20 protein-coding genes, 1 tRNA gene and 1 riboswitch are annotated in these 18,767 nt (G+C 69.0%); of the genes, 9 read left to right on the top strand and 12 right to left on the bottom strand.

The window, feature by feature from the left end; translation table 11 throughout:
* Together gcvH and gcvT are read right to left on the bottom strand one after the other, a co-directional pair.
* Positions 1-360, bottom strand: a complete 360-nt coding sequence (gcvH, locus tag EV655_RS10245; RefSeq protein ID WP_132544470.1) for a glycine cleavage system protein GcvH — start codon at positions 358-360, stop codon at positions 1-3.
* Between the two features lie 10 nt (positions 361-370).
* The gene (gcvT, locus tag EV655_RS10240) at positions 371-1,501 is read right to left on the bottom strand and encodes a glycine cleavage system aminomethyltransferase GcvT (RefSeq protein WP_132544468.1); all 1,131 of its coding nucleotides are present in this window, start codon (positions 1,499-1,501) and stop codon (positions 371-373) included.
* Positions 1,502-1,656: 155 nt separating this feature from the next.
* A riboswitch (glycine riboswitch) is annotated at positions 1,657-1,748 on the bottom strand.
* A gap of 440 nt (positions 1,749-2,188) precedes the next feature.
* On the opposite strand from gcvT, the gene hisA reads away from it, so the two are divergent.
* Positions 2,189-2,908: a 1-(5-phosphoribosyl)-5-[(5-phosphoribosylamino)methylideneamino]imidazole-4-carboxamide isomerase gene (gene hisA, locus EV655_RS10235; RefSeq protein WP_132544466.1), complete on the top strand. Its 720-nt coding sequence runs from the start codon at positions 2,189-2,191 to the stop codon at positions 2,906-2,908.
* 19 nt (positions 2,909-2,927) lie between these two features.
* Here the strand turns inward: hisA and EV655_RS10230 are convergent, their stop codons facing one another.
* The gene (locus tag EV655_RS10230) at positions 2,928-3,389 is read right to left on the bottom strand and encodes a DUF302 domain-containing protein (RefSeq protein WP_132544464.1); all 462 of its coding nucleotides are present in this window, start codon (positions 3,387-3,389) and stop codon (positions 2,928-2,930) included.
* Between the two features lie 97 nt (positions 3,390-3,486).
* Here EV655_RS10230 and hisF point away from each other — a divergent pair, with 97 nt between their 5' ends.
* Together hisF and EV655_RS10220 are read left to right on the top strand one after the other, a co-directional pair.
* Positions 3,487-4,248: an imidazole glycerol phosphate synthase subunit HisF gene (gene hisF, locus EV655_RS10225; protein WP_132544462.1), complete on the top strand. Its 762-nt coding sequence runs from the start codon at positions 3,487-3,489 to the stop codon at positions 4,246-4,248.
* Positions 4,245-4,556, top strand: coding sequence for a phosphoribosyl-ATP diphosphatase (locus EV655_RS10220; RefSeq protein ID WP_132544460.1), 312 nt, complete (start codon positions 4,245-4,247; stop codon positions 4,554-4,556). Before hisF ends, EV655_RS10220 begins: the two co-directional genes overlap by 4 nt.
* Before the next feature lie 16 nt (positions 4,557-4,572).
* Here the strand turns inward: EV655_RS10220 and EV655_RS10215 are convergent, their stop codons facing one another.
* From EV655_RS10215 to rlmB, 3 genes are all read right to left on the bottom strand, one after another.
* A complete protein-coding gene (locus EV655_RS10215) occupies positions 4,573-5,049 on the bottom strand; it encodes a CoA-binding protein (protein WP_132544458.1) in 477 nt (158 codons plus the stop codon).
* 198 nt (positions 5,050-5,247) lie between these two features.
* Entirely contained in the window at positions 5,248-5,556 is a 309-nt protein-coding gene (locus EV655_RS10210; protein WP_132544456.1) for a hypothetical protein, read from the bottom strand.
* 3 nt (positions 5,557-5,559) lie between these two features.
* Positions 5,560-6,345, bottom strand: coding sequence for a 23S rRNA (guanosine(2251)-2'-O)-methyltransferase RlmB (rlmB, locus tag EV655_RS10205; RefSeq protein WP_132544455.1), 786 nt, complete (start codon positions 6,343-6,345; stop codon positions 5,560-5,562).
* Positions 6,346-6,453: 108 nt separating this feature from the next.
* Between rlmB and EV655_RS18645 the strand changes: the two genes are divergently transcribed.
* The 6 genes from EV655_RS18645 (at position 6,454) to EV655_RS10180 (ending at position 13,508) form a co-directional block, all read left to right on the top strand.
* Positions 6,454-6,537 (top strand) — tRNA-Tyr (locus EV655_RS18645).
* Positions 6,538-6,646: 109 nt separating this feature from the next.
* Complete coding sequence (locus EV655_RS10200) at positions 6,647-6,829, top strand: hypothetical protein (protein ID WP_132544454.1); 183 nt, start codon at positions 6,647-6,649, stop codon at positions 6,827-6,829.
* A gap of 86 nt (positions 6,830-6,915) precedes the next feature.
* On the top strand, positions 6,916-7,944 hold the full coding sequence (locus tag EV655_RS10195) for a hypothetical protein (protein WP_132544453.1): 1,029 nt from the start codon (positions 6,916-6,918) through the stop codon (positions 7,942-7,944).
* A gap of 9 nt (positions 7,945-7,953) precedes the next feature.
* Positions 7,954-8,838: a dihydrodipicolinate synthase family protein gene (locus EV655_RS10190; protein ID WP_132544452.1), complete on the top strand. Its 885-nt coding sequence runs from the start codon at positions 7,954-7,956 to the stop codon at positions 8,836-8,838.
* Positions 8,839-9,150: 312 nt separating this feature from the next.
* On the top strand, positions 9,151-10,437 hold the full coding sequence (locus tag EV655_RS10185; RefSeq protein WP_132544450.1) for an O-acetylhomoserine aminocarboxypropyltransferase/cysteine synthase family protein: 1,287 nt from the start codon (positions 9,151-9,153) through the stop codon (positions 10,435-10,437).
* Between the two features lie 170 nt (positions 10,438-10,607).
* Positions 10,608-13,508, top strand: coding sequence for a hypothetical protein (locus EV655_RS10180; protein WP_132544448.1), 2,901 nt, complete (start codon positions 10,608-10,610; stop codon positions 13,506-13,508).
* Positions 13,509-13,590: 82 nt separating this feature from the next.
* Here EV655_RS10180 and EV655_RS10175 read toward each other — a convergent pair whose 3' ends face one another.
* The 6 genes from EV655_RS10175 to EV655_RS10150 form a co-directional block, all read right to left on the bottom strand.
* The gene (locus tag EV655_RS10175; protein ID WP_132544446.1) at positions 13,591-14,100 is read right to left on the bottom strand and encodes a CarD family transcriptional regulator; all 510 of its coding nucleotides are present in this window, start codon (positions 14,098-14,100) and stop codon (positions 13,591-13,593) included.
* Between the two features lie 270 nt (positions 14,101-14,370).
* A complete protein-coding gene (gene fdxA / locus EV655_RS10170; protein WP_132544445.1) occupies positions 14,371-14,709 on the bottom strand; it encodes a ferredoxin FdxA in 339 nt (112 codons plus the stop codon).
* Between the two features lie 51 nt (positions 14,710-14,760).
* Complete coding sequence (locus EV655_RS10165; protein WP_207901947.1) at positions 14,761-15,141, bottom strand: RNA-binding S4 domain-containing protein; 381 nt, start codon at positions 15,139-15,141, stop codon at positions 14,761-14,763.
* Positions 15,138-15,593, bottom strand: a complete 456-nt coding sequence (locus EV655_RS10160; protein ID WP_132544443.1) for a PIN domain-containing protein — start codon at positions 15,591-15,593, stop codon at positions 15,138-15,140. The genes EV655_RS10165 and EV655_RS10160 overlap by 4 nt, the downstream gene beginning before the upstream one ends.
* Positions 15,590-15,883 (bottom strand): hypothetical protein, encoded by a 294-nt coding sequence (locus tag EV655_RS10155; RefSeq protein WP_132544440.1) that lies wholly within the window; start codon positions 15,881-15,883, stop codon positions 15,590-15,592. Before EV655_RS10155 ends, EV655_RS10160 begins: the two co-directional genes overlap by 4 nt.
* Before the next feature lie 51 nt (positions 15,884-15,934).
* On the bottom strand, positions 15,935-18,766 hold the full coding sequence (locus EV655_RS10150) for a helicase-related protein (RefSeq protein WP_132544438.1): 2,832 nt from the start codon (positions 18,764-18,766) through the stop codon (positions 15,935-15,937).
* Position 18,767: the final 1 nt, after the last annotated feature.

The raw sequence follows: 18,767 nt of genomic DNA, 5'->3' as shown, positions 1-18,767 counted from the left end.
TCAGCCGATGAACTTCTTGTAGTCGCCTTCGTCCATGTAGTCGTCCAGCGCCGACAGATCCTCGATCTTCATCTTGAAGAACCAGGCCTCGCCCAGCGGGTCGTCGTTCACCAGCCCGGGATTGTCGGTCAGCGCCTCGTTGACCTCGACGATCTCGCCATCCAGCGGCGCCAGGATGTCGGACGCGGCCTTGACGCTTTCGATCACAACCACCTCGTCGTCCTTGGACACGGTCGTTCCCTCTTCGGGCAGGTCGACGAAGACGATGTCGCCCAGCTGTTCGGCGGCGTGTTCGGTGATGCCGACGACCACCAGGTCGTCCTCGACGCGCAGCCATTCGTGTTCTTCAGTGTATTTCATGGATCGTCCCTCAACGCTTGTATTTCGCAGCAGTGAAGGGCAGCGCGGCGACCCTGACCGGCAGCCGCTTGCCCCGCACCTCGCCCCACAGATTGCGCCCTTCGCCGGCCAGATCAACGGGCACGTAGCCCATCGAGATCGGCGCCTCGACCGAGGGGCCGAAGGCGCCCGAGGTGACGGCACCGACCGGGTCGCCGCCGGTTTCGGCGGCGAACAGCCGTGTCCCCTCGCGCATCGGGGCGCGGGTCTGGGGGCGCAGACCGACACGCAGGCGGCCCGGCCCCGTGTCAAGCTCGTCCAGGATGCGCACCGCCCCCGGGAACCCGCCCGCCCGGGCGCCGCCCGTCCGGCGCACCTTCTGGATCGCCCAGGACAGCCCCGCCTCGACCGGCGAGGTCGAGCGGTCGATATCCTGGCCGTAAAGGCACAGCCCGGCCTCCAGCCGCAGGCTGTCGCGGGCGCCAAGGCCGATCGGCTCGACCGCCCCGTCGGCCAGCAGTGCGCGGGCCAGCGGCTCGGCCTGCCCCGCCTCGACCGAGATCTCGAACCCGTCCTCGCCGGTATAGCCCGAGCGCGACACCCAGAGCGGGCCGAAATCGCTGGCGAGCGTCGCCACGTCCATGAAGCGCAGGCCAGCGGCACCGGGGGCGAGCCCCTCCAGCACCGCCTCGGCCGCCGGACCCTGCAGCGCCAGAAGGCCGCGGTCCGTGATCTCGTCCACCGCGCAGGTGTCGCCAAGATGCGCGCGCAGGTGGGCGAGATCGTCGGCCTTGCAGGCGGCGTTGACCACCAGGAACAGGTGATCGTCCCGGTTGGCGACCATCAGGTCGTCGAGGATGCCGCCCGCGTCATCGGTGAACATCGCATAGCGCTGGCGGCCGGGCGCAAGGCCCAGCACATCGACCGGCACCAGCGACTCCAGCGCGCGGGCGGCATCGGCGACATCGCCCGACCGGGGCCGCAGGATCACCTGCCCCATGTGGCCGACATCGAACAGCCCCGCTGCGGCGCGGCACTGCAGGTGCTCCTTCAGCACGCCCGGCGCGTATTGAACGGGCATCTCGTAGCCCGAGAAGGGCACCATCCGGGCGCCCAGTTCGATGTGAAGATCGTGCAGCGCGGTGCGCTTGAGTTCCGACATCTGGCCCCTTTCCCGCACCGGATGCGCCACGCAGCCCGGCACCGTTCCCGAACGCCCCCGATGGCCGCCCGATCCGATGCCCCCTCTGTCCCTTCGCCTGAGAACGCTATCCCTTCGGCGGACGCAGGTGGCCCCGCGCCTCTCTCCAGAGTGTCTGACCATCCCCGGTCCTGATGCCTGAGAGTTTGCCGGGGCGGTTGCTCCTTCGGCACCGGCCTTTTGGGCCGGATTCTCCCGGGGACGGATGGCGCGGACGCTAGAGGATGCACCGCCGCCCGGCAAGGCCCTGCAATCGCGCCCGCATGCCGCAGAGTCCCGTCGCATGCGGGATGCGGACTTTTTCGGCCAAGGCTTTCTGGTGAGCCGTACGACGCACGGTTCCCGCGTCCGGACCCGCCGCGCGCCTGGGCGAGGTCGCCTGCCTGTCGGCGGATATCAGCGTGCCTGCGGATGCGGGCCTTCGGGTTTTGCCCCGGCTGAGGCCGGGGCGACCCGCGCGGGGGGCGCTGCCCCCCGTACCCCCCGGAGTACTTGCGCCAAGAAGAAGCACCCGGCGCAGGATCAGGCCACCGGGGCGGGGCAGACGCGCAGGGCAGAGGGCCGCACCCCTTCCCCGGCATGGGGTGCGTTGCAATTGGCGGCCAATGCTGCATAAGCCGGGCCAGCCCGAGACAGGAGTGCCGCGCCATGATCCTTTATCCCGCAATCGACCTGAAGGACGGCCAGTGCGTGCGGCTTTTGCGCGGCGAGATGGACCGGGCGACGGTGTTCGGCGACAACCCCGCCGCCCAGGCGCGGGCATTCGCGGAGGCGGGCTGTTCGTGGCTGCACCTGGTCGATCTCAACGGTGCCTTCGCGGGCCACCCGGTCAACGCGGCGGCGGTCGAGTCGATTCTGGCGGCGGTCGATGTCCCTGCCCAGCTTGGTGGTGGCATCCGCGACATGGCGACGATCGAGGGCTGGCTGTCGAAGGGGCTGGCCCGGGTGATCCTGGGCACCGTGGCCGTCGAGAACCCGGGCCTTGTGCGCCAGGCCGCCCGTGCCTTTCCGGGCCGTGTCGCGGTCGGCATCGACGCCCGCAAGGGCCGCGTCGCGACCCGCGGCTGGGCCGAGGAGACCGACGTGATGGCAACCGACCTTGCCCGGGCGTTCGAGGACGCGGGCGTGGCGGCGATCATCTATACCGATATCGACCGCGACGGCGCGATGGCCGGCCCCAACGTCGCCGCGACGGAAGCACTGGCGCGCGCGGTGACGATCCCGGTGATCGCCTCGGGGGGGGTCTCGTCGCTGGCCGACCTGATCGCGCTGCGCGACACCGGCGTGATCGCGGGGGCGATCTCGGGACGGGCGCTTTACGACGGGGCGCTGGATCTGGGCGCAGCGCTCACGGCGCTTTCGGCGTGACGGCCGGGCGAAGCGGGCCTCAGCCCCCCGCCGCCGCGGCCATGGTCAGGTTCTGCAACGCGCCGCGCATCTGCGCGAGATAGGGGGCGTCGTCCGGGATGTTCAGATCGTCCAGCATCGCCCCGGGGTCTTCGTAGGCAATCCAGGTCTGGCCCTGCCCGTCGCCGTAGACCAGCACGCGCAGCGGCAGGAAAAGCCCCGCCAGCGGATCGGCCTGCATCGCGGGCGTGCCGAGGCGCGGGTTGCCGAAGACGACAAGCTCCGAATCGGCCATCTCGATCCCGGCGGCAGCCGCGCCACCCCCGTGGTTGATCCGCGCGAAGACGGTGGCGCCCGCCTTGCCGATCACGGCTTCGAGAGCATCCACCGTCCGGGCGACGCTGAAGGCCGAGGTGATCCGCACGACGCCATCGGCATTGGCCGCGGCGGGCAGCGCAGGCAGGACGAGGGCAGCGGCGAGCGCAAGGGCGAAGCGGCGCATGGGGCCTCCTGTCATTGGCGTTTCCGGCCTTCAGTGTCTGGCGTCCCCGGGCGATTGCCCATAAAACACTCCGTGATCGGCAAAGGATTGCACGCGCATGCTCAAGACCCGCATCATCCCCTGTCTCGACGTGGCCGACGGCCGCGTGGTCAAGGGCGTGAACTTCGTCAACTTGGTGGACGCGGGCGATCCGGTCGAGGCCGCCAAGGCCTATGACGCGGCGGGGGCGGACGAGCTGTGCTTTCTCGACATCCACGCCACGCACGAGAACCGCGGCACGATGTTCGACGTGGTCCGGCGCACGGCGGAACAGTGCTTCATGCCGCTGACCGTGGGGGGCGGGGTGCGCACGGTCGAGGATGTGCGCGCGCTGCTGCTGGCGGGGGCGGACAAGGTCAGCTTCAACTCGGCGGCCGTGGCCAACCCCGACGTGGTGCACGAAGCAGCCGAGCAGTTCGGCAGCCAGTGCATCGTGGTGGCCATCGACGCCAAGCGCGTGGCGCCCGGAAAGTGGGAGATCTTCACCCATGGCGGGCGTAAGGCGACGGGGATCGACGCGGTGGAGTTCGCGAGGACCGTGGTTGCGAAGGGTGCGGGGGAAATCCTGCTGACCAGCATGGACCGGGACGGCACCAAGTCGGGCTTCGATCTGGAATTGACGCGCGCGATCGTCGGGGCCGTCGACGTGCCGGTGATCGCCTCGGGAGGGGTGGGTACGCTGGATCACCTGGTCGAGGGGGTCACCAAGGGCGGCGCAAGCGCGGTGCTGGCGGCCTCGATCTTCCACTTCGGCACCTACACGATCGGCGAGGCCAAGGCGCACATGGCCGCCGCCGGCGTGCCCGTGAGGCCGGCATGAGCGCGCTGGACCGGCTGGCCGCCACCGTTGCGGCGCGCAAGGGGGCGGACCCCGAGACGTCGTGGACGGCGCGACTGCTGGGCAAAGGGCCCGAGAAATGCGCCGAGAAGTTCGGCGAAGAGGCGATCGAGGCGCTGATCGAGGCGGTCAAGGGCGACCGGGCCCGGCTGACCGCCGAGGCGGCGGACGTGCTCTATCACCTGCTGGTGATGCTGGCGGCGCGTGACGTGACGCTGGCGGATGTGCTGGCGGAACTGGAACGCCGAGAGGGGACAAGCGGCCTTGACGAGAAGGCGGCACGCCCCTGAGGCCGATGCGCGGCCCTCAGAGCCGCGACGAGACGATTCCGGTCGCAAAGCCGCCCATCCGGAGTTCTCCGAACAGCCGCTGGTACTCGATCTTGGGACAGCGGTTCTGGATCACCCGCTTGCCCGCCGCTGCGGCGCGGGCGGCGGCCTCGGCGTTCTCGACCCCGATCTGCATCCAGACCGTTTCAAGAGCCGGCAGATGCGCCAGCGCAGCGTCCACGACGGGCGGGACGTGGTCCGACCGGCGGAAGATGTCGACCATGTCCACCGGGATCGAGGCCGGGATCGCGGAAAGGTCGGCAAAGACCTCTTCGCCGAACAACCGCTTGCCCGCGTGCCCCGGGTTCACCGGGATCACCCGCTTGCCCCGCAGCGACAGGTAGCGCGCCACGTAATGGCTGGGCCGCACCGGGTCGGGCGAGACGCCGACAACGGCGATCACGCGCGCGCGGATCAGGGTGTCTTTCAGGAATTCGTCGGAATAGCCGGTCATGGCGCGCACCCTAGCAGCAAAAAAACGCCCGGGCGAGATGCACCGGGCGCCAGTCGCGGAACGAGGGACAGTGAAGTAGGACAGGGCCGTTCCGAAGGCCCCGCCCTCTGGGCAAGAGGTAGGATCGTGGCGGGCGGCCTTCCAGTGCGATCATCGAACTGTGATCGGGCCATCGGGACCGATGTCCGCCCATCCGGGTCAATCGAACAGATCCTCGACCGCGTCGATCGCCTCTTCCAGCGCCGCACGCCAGAGGCTTTTCCGGCCCTTTTTCAGGTGCTTAGGCCGGCCCTTTCGCACCGGGCGGGCGCCTGTTCGTGCGCCCCTGCCGGGGTCCGGCGGGCGCGCAGGGGTCGCCGCAGCGTGATCGGCACGCAACCGTTTCATGTGCCGCAGCGGCGCCCCGCAAGAGGCGCAGGCCAGCTCGTGCCGGCCGGTTCCGCGCATCGCCAGCGCCGCCCGGCTGCCGCAATAGCAGCAGGTCGCGATCTTGATGTCCTGGGGCATCGCCTAGCCGTTGTGTCCTTCCACGGCCGCATATAGGGCAACGGCGGCCGCGTTCGAGACGTTGAGCGAGCCGAACCCGCCCGCCGCCGGGATGCGTGCCAGCGCGTCGCAACTGTCGCGGGTAAGCTGCCGCAACCCCGGCCCCTCGGCCCCCAGCACAAGGCCGACAGGCGTATCGGCCAGCCCCGTCAGCGCCTGGCCCAGTGTCACCCCCGCCCCGCCGTCAAGGCCGATCAGATGAAAGCCCAGGTCCTTCAGGTCCTCCATCGCCCGGGCAAGATTCGGCACGCGCAGATAGGGCTGGCGCTCCAGCGCGCCCGACGCGGTCTTGGCCAGCGCCCCGGTCTCGGGCGCGGAATGGCGATGGGGCGCGATCACCGCCGCCGCGCCGAACACCTCGGCCGAGCGCAGGATCGCACCCACATTGTGCGGATCGGTCACCCGGTCAAGCAGCACGACCCTTGCGCGCGGCCCCGCGGCGCAGAGATCAGCCAGCCGCCCCCAGTCCAGCGGCCGGACCTCGAGGGCCGCGCCCTGGTGCACCGAGCCCGGGTCGATCGGCGCCTCGAAGCGGCGCGGGTCGCAGATCTCGGGCGCGATGCCCGCCGCCCCGATCGCGTCCGCCAGCCGGTCGGCGGCATTCTTCGTCACCACCAGCCGCAGCTTTTCGCGCCTGGGATTCACCAGCGCATCGCGCACCGCGTGCAGCCCGAACAGCCACACCGTCTCGGTCGCCGCCGCACGCCGCGCGCGTTCCTTCTCGATCACCCATGTGGGTTTCTTCGCCACGTCAGGCCCCTTTTCGACAACCCGCGGACCATGGGGATTAGACCGCGCCCGCGCAAGGGATTTTCCTGTTGACGCGTCCAGGGCCTGCGCGTATCCAGCCGCCACTTAGGGCGACGCGCTGCAAGGTGCGGCAGCGGACTGTAAATCCGCCGGGGAGACCCATGCCTGGTTCGATTCCAGGGTCGCCCACCATCCCCCTTTCAGAACCTGCAGGCGAACCGCAGCGCCTTCGATTACCGCCATAATTTCGCCACATTTCTGTCCAAATGTCGTCTGGAATACGGCACGAGGGGGAATTTCGATGGCGAGAATGTTGCACCTGATGGTGTCGCGCACGCTGGCGCTGCCCGGTGCCGCGGCGCGGGGGCTGATCATGCGTGGGCAGGCCGCGATCGAGGAACGTGGGCGGGAACGGCTCAAGGCGCGGCTGGACTGGCGCGACCCGGCCCCGACGCGCAACCTGCGCAAGGCGCGGCGCCGCTAGACCGGCACCAGACCGGGCAACCGGCTTTCGAAGCCCGCGCGCCCTGCCTATAGTGACCGCCGAGGGGCGGGGCAGGACCGGCGGGAATGACCAGGACGGCGACACCGGCGACGGCCAGGGGCGGGGCGGCAACGGCCCCCTTCAACGTGGTCATCGTCGGGCAGGACGGCCGGCTGCAATACGAGGCGTTGCTTTTCGCGGCCTCGCTGCGCGCCTCTGATACCGGGTTCAAGGGGCGGCTATTCGTGGCCGAGCCGCAACCCGGCCCGATGTGGGATCGCGACCCGCGGATGTCCGATCCAGGCGTGCACGACCTGCTTCGGGACCTGGACGCCGAGATCGTGCCGTTCGAAAACCGTGCCTTCGGCGCCTCCTACCCGCAAGGCAACAAGATCGAGGCCCTGCTTGCCCTGCCCGAGGGGGAACCGTTCGTGTTCTTCGACACCGATTCGCTGGTGACCGGGGCGCTGTCGCAGGTCGCGTTCGATTTCGACCGCCCGTCCGCCTCGATGCGGCGCGAGGGCACCTGGCCGCAGATCGAGCTTTACGGCCCCGGCCATACCGCCATCTGGACGTCGCTTTACGACCGTTTCGGGCTGGACTTCGCAAGCTCGCTCGACCTTGGCCAGCCGGACGAATACTGGCAGCGTTACCTCTATTTCAACGCGGGCTGGTTCTTTCACCGCTGCCCGCGGGACTTCGGCCGGCGGTTTCTCGACTACGCCATGCAGATCCGCGACGATCCCCCGCCGGAACTGGTCTGCCAGTCGCTCGACCCCTGGCTTGACCAGGTGGCCCTGCCGCTGGTCGTCCATTCCTTTGGCGGCGGGCGGCCGGGGCCGGAACTTGCCGGGCTCGACGGCGCGGTGACCTGCCACTGGCGCACCCTGCCGCTGCTTTATGCGCGCGAAAGCGACCTTGTGGTCGAGGTGCTGGAGGCGGTCACTGCCCCGAACAAGGTCAAGAAGGTGCTGAAGGCCCACGAACCGATCCGCCGCTTCGTCTACCAGGGCAAGGGGGCCAGGGCGCGGGCGCTGTTCGACCGGGCCGCCCTGCCCCGGCGCGAGCAGGTGATCCGCAACCTTCTGAAGAAGAACAATCTCTGGATGCGCTGAGGAGGTGGCATGACCGCGGCCCTGCACGGGGTGATCCCCTATATCGCAACGCCCCTGCACGACGACGGGCGGGTGAACCGCCCGGTGCTGACCCGGCTCTGCGAGCACCTGATCGGCGCGGGCGTGCATGGCCTTTGTCCACTGGGGTCCACTGGCGAATTCGCCTATCTGACGCGCGATCAGAAGGCCGACGTGGTGGAAACGGTGGTCAAGGCCGCGGCGGGCCGGGTGCCGGTGATCGCGGGCGTGGCGTCGACCGCCACGGCGGATGCGGTGTCCCAGGCGCGGGATTGGGCGGCGCTGGGCGCAGACGGGATCCTGGCGGTGATGGAAGCCTATTTCCCGATCCCGGACTCGGGCGTCGTGGACTATTTCACCGCCGTGGCAGACGCGGCCAACCTGCCCGTCACGATCTACACCAACCCCAATTTCCAGCGCTCGGACCTGTCGCCCGGCGCCATCGAGACGCTGAGCCATCACCCGCGCATCGCCTATCTGAAGGACGCCTCGACCAATACCGGGCGGCTCTTGTCGATCCTGAACCGGACCGAGGGGCGGATCGGCATTTTCGCGGCCTCGTCGCACATCACCGTTGCGGTGATGATGATCGGGGGCCTTGGGTGGATGTCGGGACCGTCCTGCATCGTGCCGCGCCAGAGCGCCGAACTTTACCGGCTGTGCCGGGCCGGGGAGTGGGACGCGGCGATGGTGTTGCAGCGGCGGCTCTGGGCGGTGAACGAGGCCTTTGCCAGGTTCAACCTGGCCGCGGCGATCAAGGCGGGGCTGACGTTGCAGGGCTTCGATGTCGGCCCGCCGATCGCACCGCAGGCGCCGCTTTCCGATGCACAGACCGGCGAATTGCGCACGATGCTGGAGGCGCTCGGCGCCCTGTGAGGACCGTGTCCGTGCGGGCGCCGGGGTGTCGGTTTTGCCCGGGCGTGCCCGGACGGGCGGTCGCGCATGGACTGGCCTTGCCGGGCCGGAACGGGGATGCAGGGGGCCCTTCTGGCGCTGCTCTGCCCTGTGCCTCTGGCGGCCCGCCCCGGTGCCGCGCACATCTTCCCCGTTTGTCCTGCTAGTCCGGAAAGCCGTTCCCCGAAACGGAAGCGCCACGCATCCGGTTTCTTTCCGAGCGCCCCCGTGTTGCCGGGTTGGGCCAGATGCCCTAATGCTGGCGCCAAACGGGAAAAAGGGAGTTCTGATCCGATGAGCGAGGGTCCCAGCTACGGTTTCGACACGTTGCAGGTGCATGCGGGCGCACGGCCCGATCCGGCCACCGGCGCGCGACAGACGCCGATCTACCAGACCACGGCCTATGTGTTCCGCGATGCCGACCACGCGGCAGCGCTCTTCAACCTGCAAGAGGTCGGCTATATCTATTCGCGGTTGACCAACCCCACCGTTGCAGTGCTGGCCGAACGCATCGCCACGCTGGAAGGGGGCGTTGGCGGGGTTTGCTGTTCCTCGGGGCATGCGGCGCAGATCATGGCGCTGTTCCCGCTGATGGGGCCGGGGCGGAACGTGGTCGCCTCGACGCGGCTTTACGGCGGCACGATCACCCAGTTCAGCCAGACGATCCGCCGGTTCGGCTGGTCGGCGAAGTTCGTCGATTTCGACGATCTGGACGCGGTAAAGGCCGCCATCGACGAGGACACCCGCGCGATCTTTTGCGAGGCGATCGCGAATCCGGGCGGCTACATCACCGATCTGGACGCGATCGCGGGCGTGGCGGACGCGGCGGGCCTGCCGCTGATCGTCGACAACACCTCGGCCACGCCATACCTGTGCCGCCCGATCGAACACGGCGCGACGCTGGTCGTCCATTCGACCACCAAATACCTCACTGGCAACGGCACCGTCACGGGCGGCGCCATCGTGGATTCGGGCCGCTTCGACTGGTCGGCCTCGGGCAAGTTCCCCTCGCTTTCCGACCCCGAGCCCGCCTATCACGGGCTGAAGTTCCACGAGACCTTCGGGCCGCTGGCCTTCACCTTCCACGGCATCGCCATCGGGCTGCGCGATCTCGGCATGACGATGAACCCGCAGGCCGCCCATTACACGCTGATGGGAATCGAGACGCTGAGCCTGCGCATGCAGCGCCATGTCGAGAACGCCGTACGGGTGGCGGAATGGCTGGAACAGCACCCCAAGGTGGCGCGCGTGACCTATGCCGGGCTGCCCTCCTCGCCCTATAACGACCGGGTGGCACGGATCTGCCCCAAGGGGGCCGGGGCTCTGTTCACCTTTGCGCTGAAGGACGGCTACGAGGCCTGCGTGAAATTCGTCGATTCGGTGAACCTGTTCAGCCATGTGGCGAACCTGGGCGACACGCGGTCGCTGATCATCCACCCGGCCTCGACCACCCACCGGCAACTGAGCGAAGCCCAGCAGGTCGCGGCCGGGGCGGCGCCCGACACGCTGCGGGTGTCGATCGGCATCGAGGACGCGGCCGACATCATCGCCGATCTCGACCAGGCGCTGGCCCGGGTCTGAAACGCCGCATGGGCCGGGGTGCGGCGGCGCGCCCCGGCCCATGCGCCCCGCGCGCCAGCCTTGCTGCGACAAGGGAATTCCCCCCGGCCCCTTCTAAGCGTCGGCATTTTCCTGCTATAGTCCGCAGACTCTGGTTGGGCACCGGTGGGGGACCGGTTTAGATAGCGGTAATGAAACCAGGTTTCGCGCTGACTCTCTCGGAGGACGGGATCGGCCTGCTGCACCGCTCGAAAGGCGGGTGGCAGCGGTTGGGCGACGTGTCGCTGGACGACCCCGGGCTGGGCGAGACACTGCGGCTGATGCGCAATACGGCCGAGGGACTGGCGACCGGCACGCTTCTGACCAAGCTGGTCATCCCCGATAGCCAGATCCTCTACACGACGCTGCCCTTCAGCGGCGAAAGCCAGGCCGAGAAACGCGCGAGCCTCCGGCGCGGGCTCGACGGGCTGACACCCTATGCTGTCGACGAGCTTGTGTTCGACTGGCAAGATCTGGGCGACGGCACCGCGCGGCTGGCGGTCGTGGCGCGCGAGACGCTGGACGAGGCCGAAGGCTTTGCCGCGCAGCACCACTTCAACCCGGTCTGCTGCGTGGCCGCACCGCCCGCCGGGAAATTCGACGGCGAAGCGTTCTTCGGCCCGACCGCGCTGGCGCCGGGGCTGTTGGGCAAGGGCCAGACGCCCCAGCGCGATGGCCGCGCCGTGCGTCCGGGCGGGATGGCGGATTACGCGGCGGGCGACGACGCACCGGCGGCGCCGAAATCCGCGCCCAGGCCGCCGTCCAAAGGCAAACCCCGGGCCGCGCCTGCCGCCTCCCCCGCCATCCCGGACGCGCCCGCGACAAGCACCCCGGCCGATCCTGCCGTCCCGTTCGCGACGCGCCGCCGCGGCGAGGGCGAGGAAACCCGGGCGCCGGCGGAACGGCCGCTTGATGACGCCCCGCCCGCCCCGTCGCGGCTGACCCTTGCCACGCCCCGGCCGGACGTGCCGCATGGCGGCAACACGCCCGCCAGCCTTGCCCCAGCGGCCGATTCCAGGGAACCGTCCCCGGCGGCGGGCAAGCCCCTTGCCGTCGATGTCCCGGCCCGGCCATCCTCCGGCACGGTCCAGACCGATCGGCCCAGACCGTCCGTCGCCCCCGCCGGTGCGCCGTCAAAGGCGCCGTCCCCTCCGCTCGCCGCGCCGCCGCGCCGGGCGGCAGCGCAGACACTTGCCGAAATTGCGCTCGGTCAGGCAAAGGCGCGGCCGGGCCGGGGCAATCTGCGGCTTGGGATCGCGCTGACCGGCGCGCTGGTCCTGGCGATGGCGGCAGTGTCGATCTGGTCGCTGCTGCCCGAGGGCGGCGAGCGGGCAGAGACGCCCGCAGCCGCGCCCGAGGTGGGCGACGCGCTTGCGGCGCTGCCCGACGAACCGGTGACCGCGCCGCCCGCACTTCGGACGCCCGGCACGCCCTCGGTGGCCGAGGATGCCCCCGCCGCCACCCCCGACCTCGCCCCGCCAGAGCCTGCGCCGGTCGAACCCACGGCACCCGAACCGCCCTCGCCGGCCGCGCCGTTCAGCGAAACCGACGCCGCCGAAGCCTATGCCAGCACCGGGCTCTGGCAGGTCGCGCCCGAACCGCCTGCCGCCCCGCCGCAGGACCGGATCGAGAACCTTTACGTCGCCGCGCTCGACCCGGCGATCCGGCCGCCCGATGCGGTCGATCTGCCCGATCCCCGAAGGACCGAGGCCAATGACCAGCCGCTGCCGCTGCAGGCGGATCCGCCGGGACCGGACGAAACCTTCGTGCTGGACGAGCGCGGATTCATCGCTGCAACGCCCGAAGGGGCCCTGACGCCCGAGGGGGTGATGGTCTTCGCCGGTCAGCCGCCCCTGCTGCCGCGCGGAAGACGCCCCGCCGAGGTCGATGACCCCGAGGATTCGCAGGCGCGCGCGACCGAGCCCGCCATGCCCGAGGGGATGATCGTGGCCGATGGCGTCGAGGTGGCCGCGATCCCCGAGGCCGCGCCCGAGGAAAGCCCCGCCACGTCCGAGGTGGCGGCGGAACCGCCCGCCAATCCGGAACCGGCGGCCGATCCGGAACCGCCCGCCGTTGCGGATCCGGCACCCGTAGCGGCCCCCGAGACGGGCGTTGTGGTCGTCGAGGGCCGGCCCTCGATCGTACCGCCGCGGCGGCCGGAACTTGTGGTGCCGGTGACGCTTGGGCGCCCCCCGGTCACGCCGCCCGCCCGGCCCGGCCCCGAAGCTGCGGTCCCGCAAGAGCCCGCCGCGCCCGAGGCCGCGGACCCCGAGCCCGCCCCCGCAACCGAGACAGAGGCCGGGGACGCGGCCGCCACGTCACCTGTTCAGGCGACCGAAACGGCCGCCGCAGCCCCCGAAGCGCAACCGGAGGCCACCGATCTGCCCGAGACCGCGGTCCTGGTGGCCGACGCCGCGACCGCGATGCGGCTTGCCCCCTTCCGCCCGCAGCTGCGTCCCGAGGGGCTGGTCCCCGCAGCGATGCCGGCAGCGGCGCCCCCCGCCGCAGAGGCCCCCGACCCCGGGCTGCGCCCGCGCGCGCGTCCCGAGGCCATGGCCGCCGCCTTGGCCGCCCGGGCCCCCGAACTGGGGGCCGATATCGAGGCGGCGCTTCAGGCAGCGCTTTCCCCCGAGGAGCAGGCAGAGGCGTCGGCCGAGCCGGAAGCCGAGGAACCCGAGCCCAACCTGGCGCGCTCGATCCGCCCCGCTGCACGGCCCTCGGATCTCGATGACCGACTGGCCGCGACGGCGCCCGCTGCGGCGCCTGCCGTGCCCCCCGCCGCCGCAGCCAGGGCGCCACGTATTCCGACCAGCGCCAATGTCGCCCGCCAGGCGACGGTCGAGAACGCGATCAATCTGGGCAAGCTCAACCTGATCGGGGTCTACGGCTCGTCCGGGGACCGCCGCGCGCTGGTACGTCTGCCGAGCGGGCGCTACGAGAAACTGAAGGTCGGGGACCGCCTCGACGGTGGCAGCGTCGCCGCGATCGGCGAAAGCCAGTTGCGCTACGTCAAGAACGGACGGAACATCGTCCTCGACCTGCCGGGCGGCTGATCTGGACTGATACTCCCGGCGCGAGCACGAAAAAGGCCGCGGCACAAAGGCCGCGGCCAGAAAAAGGCTTGCTGCGATCGCGTCAGGCGGCGCGCGAGACCAGAACCTCGTCCACCTGCTTTTGCGCGCCGGCCTCGTCCACGCCGGACACGGCGGCCACTTCGCGTGTCAGCCGCTCCAGCGCGGCCTCGTAAAGCTGGCGTTCGGAATAGGATTGCTCGCGCTGGTCGTCGGTGCGGTGCAGGTCGCGAACCACCTCGGCGATCGAGATCAGGTCGCCCGAGTTGATCTTCTGTTCGTATTCCTGCGCCCGGCGCGACCACATCGCCCGCTTGACCTTGGCCTTGCCCTTCAGCGTCGCCATCGCCTTGGACACGATATCAGGGGTCGAGAGCGACCGCATGCCGATCTCGGTGGCCTTGTTGGTCGGAACGCGCAGGGTCATCTTGTCCTTCTCGAACGAGATCACGAAGAGTTCGAGCGGAATACCGGCGATCTCCTGCTCCTCGATCGACACGATCTTTCCCACGCCGTGGGCGGGGTAGACCACGTAGTCGTTGGGGCGGAACTCGGCTTTCTTGGTCTTCGACATTCAGTTCTTCCTCGCATGGACCCCTGAACAGCATCGAAACTCATGCCGGGAAACAGATTTCCCAGGCACGTGGGTCGTCTGACGCTGAAAAACCACCCCGCAGACGGTTGTATCTGCGTGTGGTGGGCAGGATTCGGTCGGCCATCTATGAAAAAACCGTAACACAAAATGCAGGCCAAGAAAAGCGCCGCCGCCGCGACGCAGCGTCAACGGCTTGGCACATAATGCCATTTCCCGCCCAGATATCGGGCAGCGGCCGCGAATCGGGCGTCAGCCGCCCTGGCCGGGCGCCTCGGAGAAGTATTTCTCGCGCTTGCCGGTCTCGCCGTCGCGCTCCGTGGCCTCGGGCAGCGGGTCCTTGCGGGTGATGATGACCGGCCAGACCAGGGCGTATTGGCGGTTGAACTCCACCCAGGCGTCCATGTCGGGCTCGGTGTCGGGCCGGATCGCATCGGCGGGGCATTCGGGCTCGCACACGCCGCAATCGATGCACTCGTCGGGGTGGATCACCAGCATGTTCTCGCCCTCGTAGAAGCAGTCCACGGGGCAGACCTCTACGCAATCGGTATACTTGCAGGCGATGCAGTTGTCGGTGACGACATAGGTCATGTGCAGGCTCTCGGTTTTCTTGTGGGGCAGGAACTAGACCACCGGGGCGGATCATTCAAGCGGGGGTTTGGACCTGTTGTCGATCTGCCGGCGGTCTTTCTTGGTGGGGCGCCCACCCCCCTCGTATCGCGGATTTTCGGGTTGTCGCGCCTTGATCGGGGTCAAGTCGTCGTAGAGGGTGCGCGCCTCGGTCGCAGGCCCCCGGCGCGCACCGGGGGCGAGGATGCGCACGACCCGGATGTCGTCGCCCTGGGGAAAGGTCAGCGTGTCGCCCGGCCCGACGCGCGCGCCCGGCTTGTCGGTCCTGGCGGCGTTGACACGGACATGGCCCCCCGTGACGACCTTGGCCGCCAGCGTCCGCGTCTTGAAGAAACGCGCCTGCCAGAGCCACTTGTCCAGCCGGATCGTCGGACGGGGGCCGGTTTCGGTCACTCCTCGAAGTTAACCCCGTGCCAGAAGTTCTGAACAGGTACACCATGGCCAACCATCATGCCGTAGAGCGGACCATCCCCCGTCAAAACAAAGTCTCCCCGTCGGCCGAGGCATATGACGCCAGCATCAGCCAAGCCAAGGTGCGCATAGAAAGGCTCGCTTAGCGTCTCTACGCTGGGCACAAAGACCTCATCGAGACTTCGGATGTACGCGCCAAGCGCCTCGGCACCTCCGGGACAAAGTTGCTGTTTACCGGAACCGATAAGATTCGATGCTTCCGTCAAAATGTTGGGCGTGGAGACATGCCTATGAAACTGACGGACGATTTCGTTAAGCCGACCAAGGTGTTGCGGCTCAAATGCTTCCAGCCTGCGGCCTCCAATACGCGAACCGTCAAGGTTACCGACAATCCAGAAGACCAGAAGGTTGGTGTCGAGCAGAAGCCGCTTCACACGTTTTCAAGAGCCAGAAAAGTGCCGTCATCGGCCTTCAGGCGGACCACACGGAACTCCCTGATCGGCTCGCGCGATTTCTGAAGGAAGTACAACTCACCGCCCGCAGTCTTCTCCCGACCAATGTCGAAACCGATCGTAACCACCCAACAATTATCTTGCTCGTCATAGCGAACGCCTTCCAGAAGCAGGTGGTGCAAGTTTCGTTCCGAATACAAATCCCTGAAGAAAGTGAACGCCGCATCTACGGCTTCCTTGGGAGAAAGCTTGCGTTCGGCGGTCTTCTGCATCGGGATATAGTCCTCCTAATCGGTGGTCGAACGTGCCGGAAGTATGAACACCTAGGTCTTGTTCTTCAAGCCCATCAGCGCGGCGGCGAAGGGGTTGTCGGGATCGATCGGCTTTTCCTTGCGGGGCGGGCGGGCCTCGAAGCTGTGCGGCTTTTCCCCGCGCGGGGCACCGCCCGGCTTGCCCTTGGGCTTGCCGCGCGGCTTGCCCTTGCCCTGCGGCCTGTCGCCGCCACGGGGCTTGTGGCCGCCCGAACGCCGGGGCGCCCAGGTGAAGGTATAGAAGACCTCGATCTCGGCCGCGGACGGCGGCGGGGCGTCGGCGGCGGGCGTTTCCGCCCCTGCCTCCGGCTCCGGTGCGGGCGTTGCCTCGGGTGTGGTTTCTGCCTCGGCCGCGGCCGTGGTTTCGTCCACCGTGGTTTCGCCGGCAGTTGCCGCGTCGGCGGCTGCCTCGTCGGCGGCCGTCCCGGGCGGAGCGGTCTCGTCCACCGCGGGCGCCGGTGCCGGTTTCACCTTGGGCCGTTCGCCCCGCTCGGCCGTGTAGCCAAGCCCCTGCATGAGATGGGCGAACTGTTCCAGCGTGGTGCCGGTGATCGACAGCATCTCGGGCTTCGCCTCGAATCCCCCGCGCGTGTCCTCGGAGCGCAGCATGTCCGCAAGCCGTTCCAGCATGTCGATCCGGATGGCGCGGGCGCCGGCCGCGCGATAGCCCGACAGCGTGTGGTATTCCTGGGGCATCCCCTCGGCCACCGCGATCGTCACCAGCCCCGGCGGCGGGCTTTCGGGAAACTCGTCCAGGCCCTTGTGCAGCGACCACAGCACAAGGCGCAGCCGCGTCGGCGCGGGCTTCAGCAAGAGCGGCATGAAGATCGTGAACTGGCCAAAGCGGATGCCGTGCTTGCGCAGCGCGCCGCGCGCGTCCTGGTCAAGCTGCTTGACCTCGGCCGTCACGCCATCGCGCGGCAGGATGCCCATCGCCTCGACCATGCGGAAGGCAAAACCGCGGGTCAGGCCGGTCAGCGCCTCGTCGCGCTGAAGGTTCAGAAGCGGTTCGAACAGCGTGGCCACACGCCGGTCGATGAAATGCTGAAGGCGGCGGCGCACCTTCTCGGTGACTTCGGCGCCCGCCTCTTCGTCGACGAAGGGCTCGATCTGCGGCTTCAGCGGATCGGATCCGGCCACGAGCTTGCCCACCGCATGCGAGCCCCACATCAGCCCGCCCTGCTCGGTGAAGTCGAGTTCGGTGTCCGGCGCGTTGTAGAACCGGTCGGCGCGCAGATGGAACTCGGGGCCCAGCGCAGCCAGCGCCGCCTGGCGCAGCGTGCGCGCCTCGTCCGGACTGGCCGAGGCGTCCTGGCGGAAGCGGAAGCCTTCCAGTCGGCCGACGAACTGCCCCTCGACCGTCACCTCACCCTTGTCGTTCACCTCGGCCACAAGGCTCTCCTTCTGCTTCAACCGGCGGAGCAGAACGGATGTCCGCCGGTCAACAAATCTCTGCGTCAGCACACCGTGCAGCGCGTCGGACAGGCGGTCTTCTACAGCGCGGGTGAGGCCGCGCCAATGGCCTTCATCCGCGACCCAGCCCGAACGTTGGGCGACGTAGGTCCAGGTGCGGATATACGCCAGACGTTTCGAGAGCGTGTCAATGTCGCCATCTGTCCGGTCGATGCGCGCCACCTGCCGCGCCAGCCAGTCGTCGGGCACGCGTCCCGCCTCGTGCAGGAATCCGAAGATCCGTTCGAGAAGGCCCGCGTGTTCGCCCGAGGAAATCCCCCGAAAATCCGGTATCCGGCAGACATCCCACAGCAGTTTCACATCGCGCGCATCGCCGATCCTGCCACGCAACTCCGGGATGGCCGACAGCGTCTTGAACGCCCCCAGATCGTCGGCCTCGCGCGCGCGGGTCAGCCAGTCGCCGCCGGGCTGGGTTTCCAGCGCGGCAATCAGCCGCTCGGGGGTGCCGAAATCCAGCCTCGAATTGCGCCATTGCAGCTTGCGCAAGGGCGTGAATCGGTTCTCGACGATGGCCTCGGCGGTCTCGGGGTCCAATGGACGCGCCTCGCCGGTGACGCCGAAGGTTCCGGCCTGGGTGTGCCGCCCCGCGCGGCCCGCGATCTGGGCCAGTTCGTTGGGTTGCAGGGGCCGCATCCGGCGGCCGTCGAACTTGGACAGGCTGGAAAAGGCGACATGCTTGATGTCGAGGTTCAGCCCCATCCCGATCGCATCGGTCGCGACGAGGTAATCGACGTCGCCGTTCTGGTAAAGCTCCACCTGGGCGTTCCGCGTGCGGGGCGACAGCGCGCCCATCACCACCGCGCAGCCGCCCTTCTGCCGACGGATCAGTTCCGCGATGGCATAGACGTTCTCTACCGAAAACCCGACGATGGCCGACCGGGGCGGCATCCGGCTGATCTTTTTCGAGCCGGTGTAGGTCAGGTCCGAGAACCGTTCGCGCCGCATGAACTGCGCCCGGGGCACCAGCGCAGCGATCGCGCCCCGCATGGTGTCGGCGCCCAGGAACAGGGTCTCGTGCTGGCCGCGGGCGTTCAGCAGCCGGTCGGTGAAGACATGGCCGCGTTCCGGGTCGGCGCAAAGCTGGATCTCGTCCACCGCCAGGAAATCGGCCCCCGTCCCCGGGGGCATCGCCTCGGCGGTGCAGACCCAGTATTGCGCGCGGTCCGGCACGATCCGTTCCTCGCCGGTCACCAGCGCAACGCAGGACGGCCCGCGCAGGGCAACGATCCGGTCATAGACCTCGCGCGCGAGCAGGCGCAGAGGCAGGCCGATCACGCCCGTCCGGTGGGCCAGCATCCGTTCGATCGCGTAATGGGTCTTGCCGGTATTGGTCGGCCCGAGGACCGCGGTGATCCTCGCCTGATCTGCCATT

The sequence above is a fragment of the Rhodovulum euryhalinum genome (assembly GCF_004342445.1).
Taxonomy (GTDB): Bacteria; Pseudomonadota; Alphaproteobacteria; order Rhodobacterales; family Rhodobacteraceae; genus Rhodovulum; species Rhodovulum euryhalinum.
Note: the sequence above shows the minus strand (reverse complement) of the source record. Positions and strands in the feature narration are given on the sequence as shown.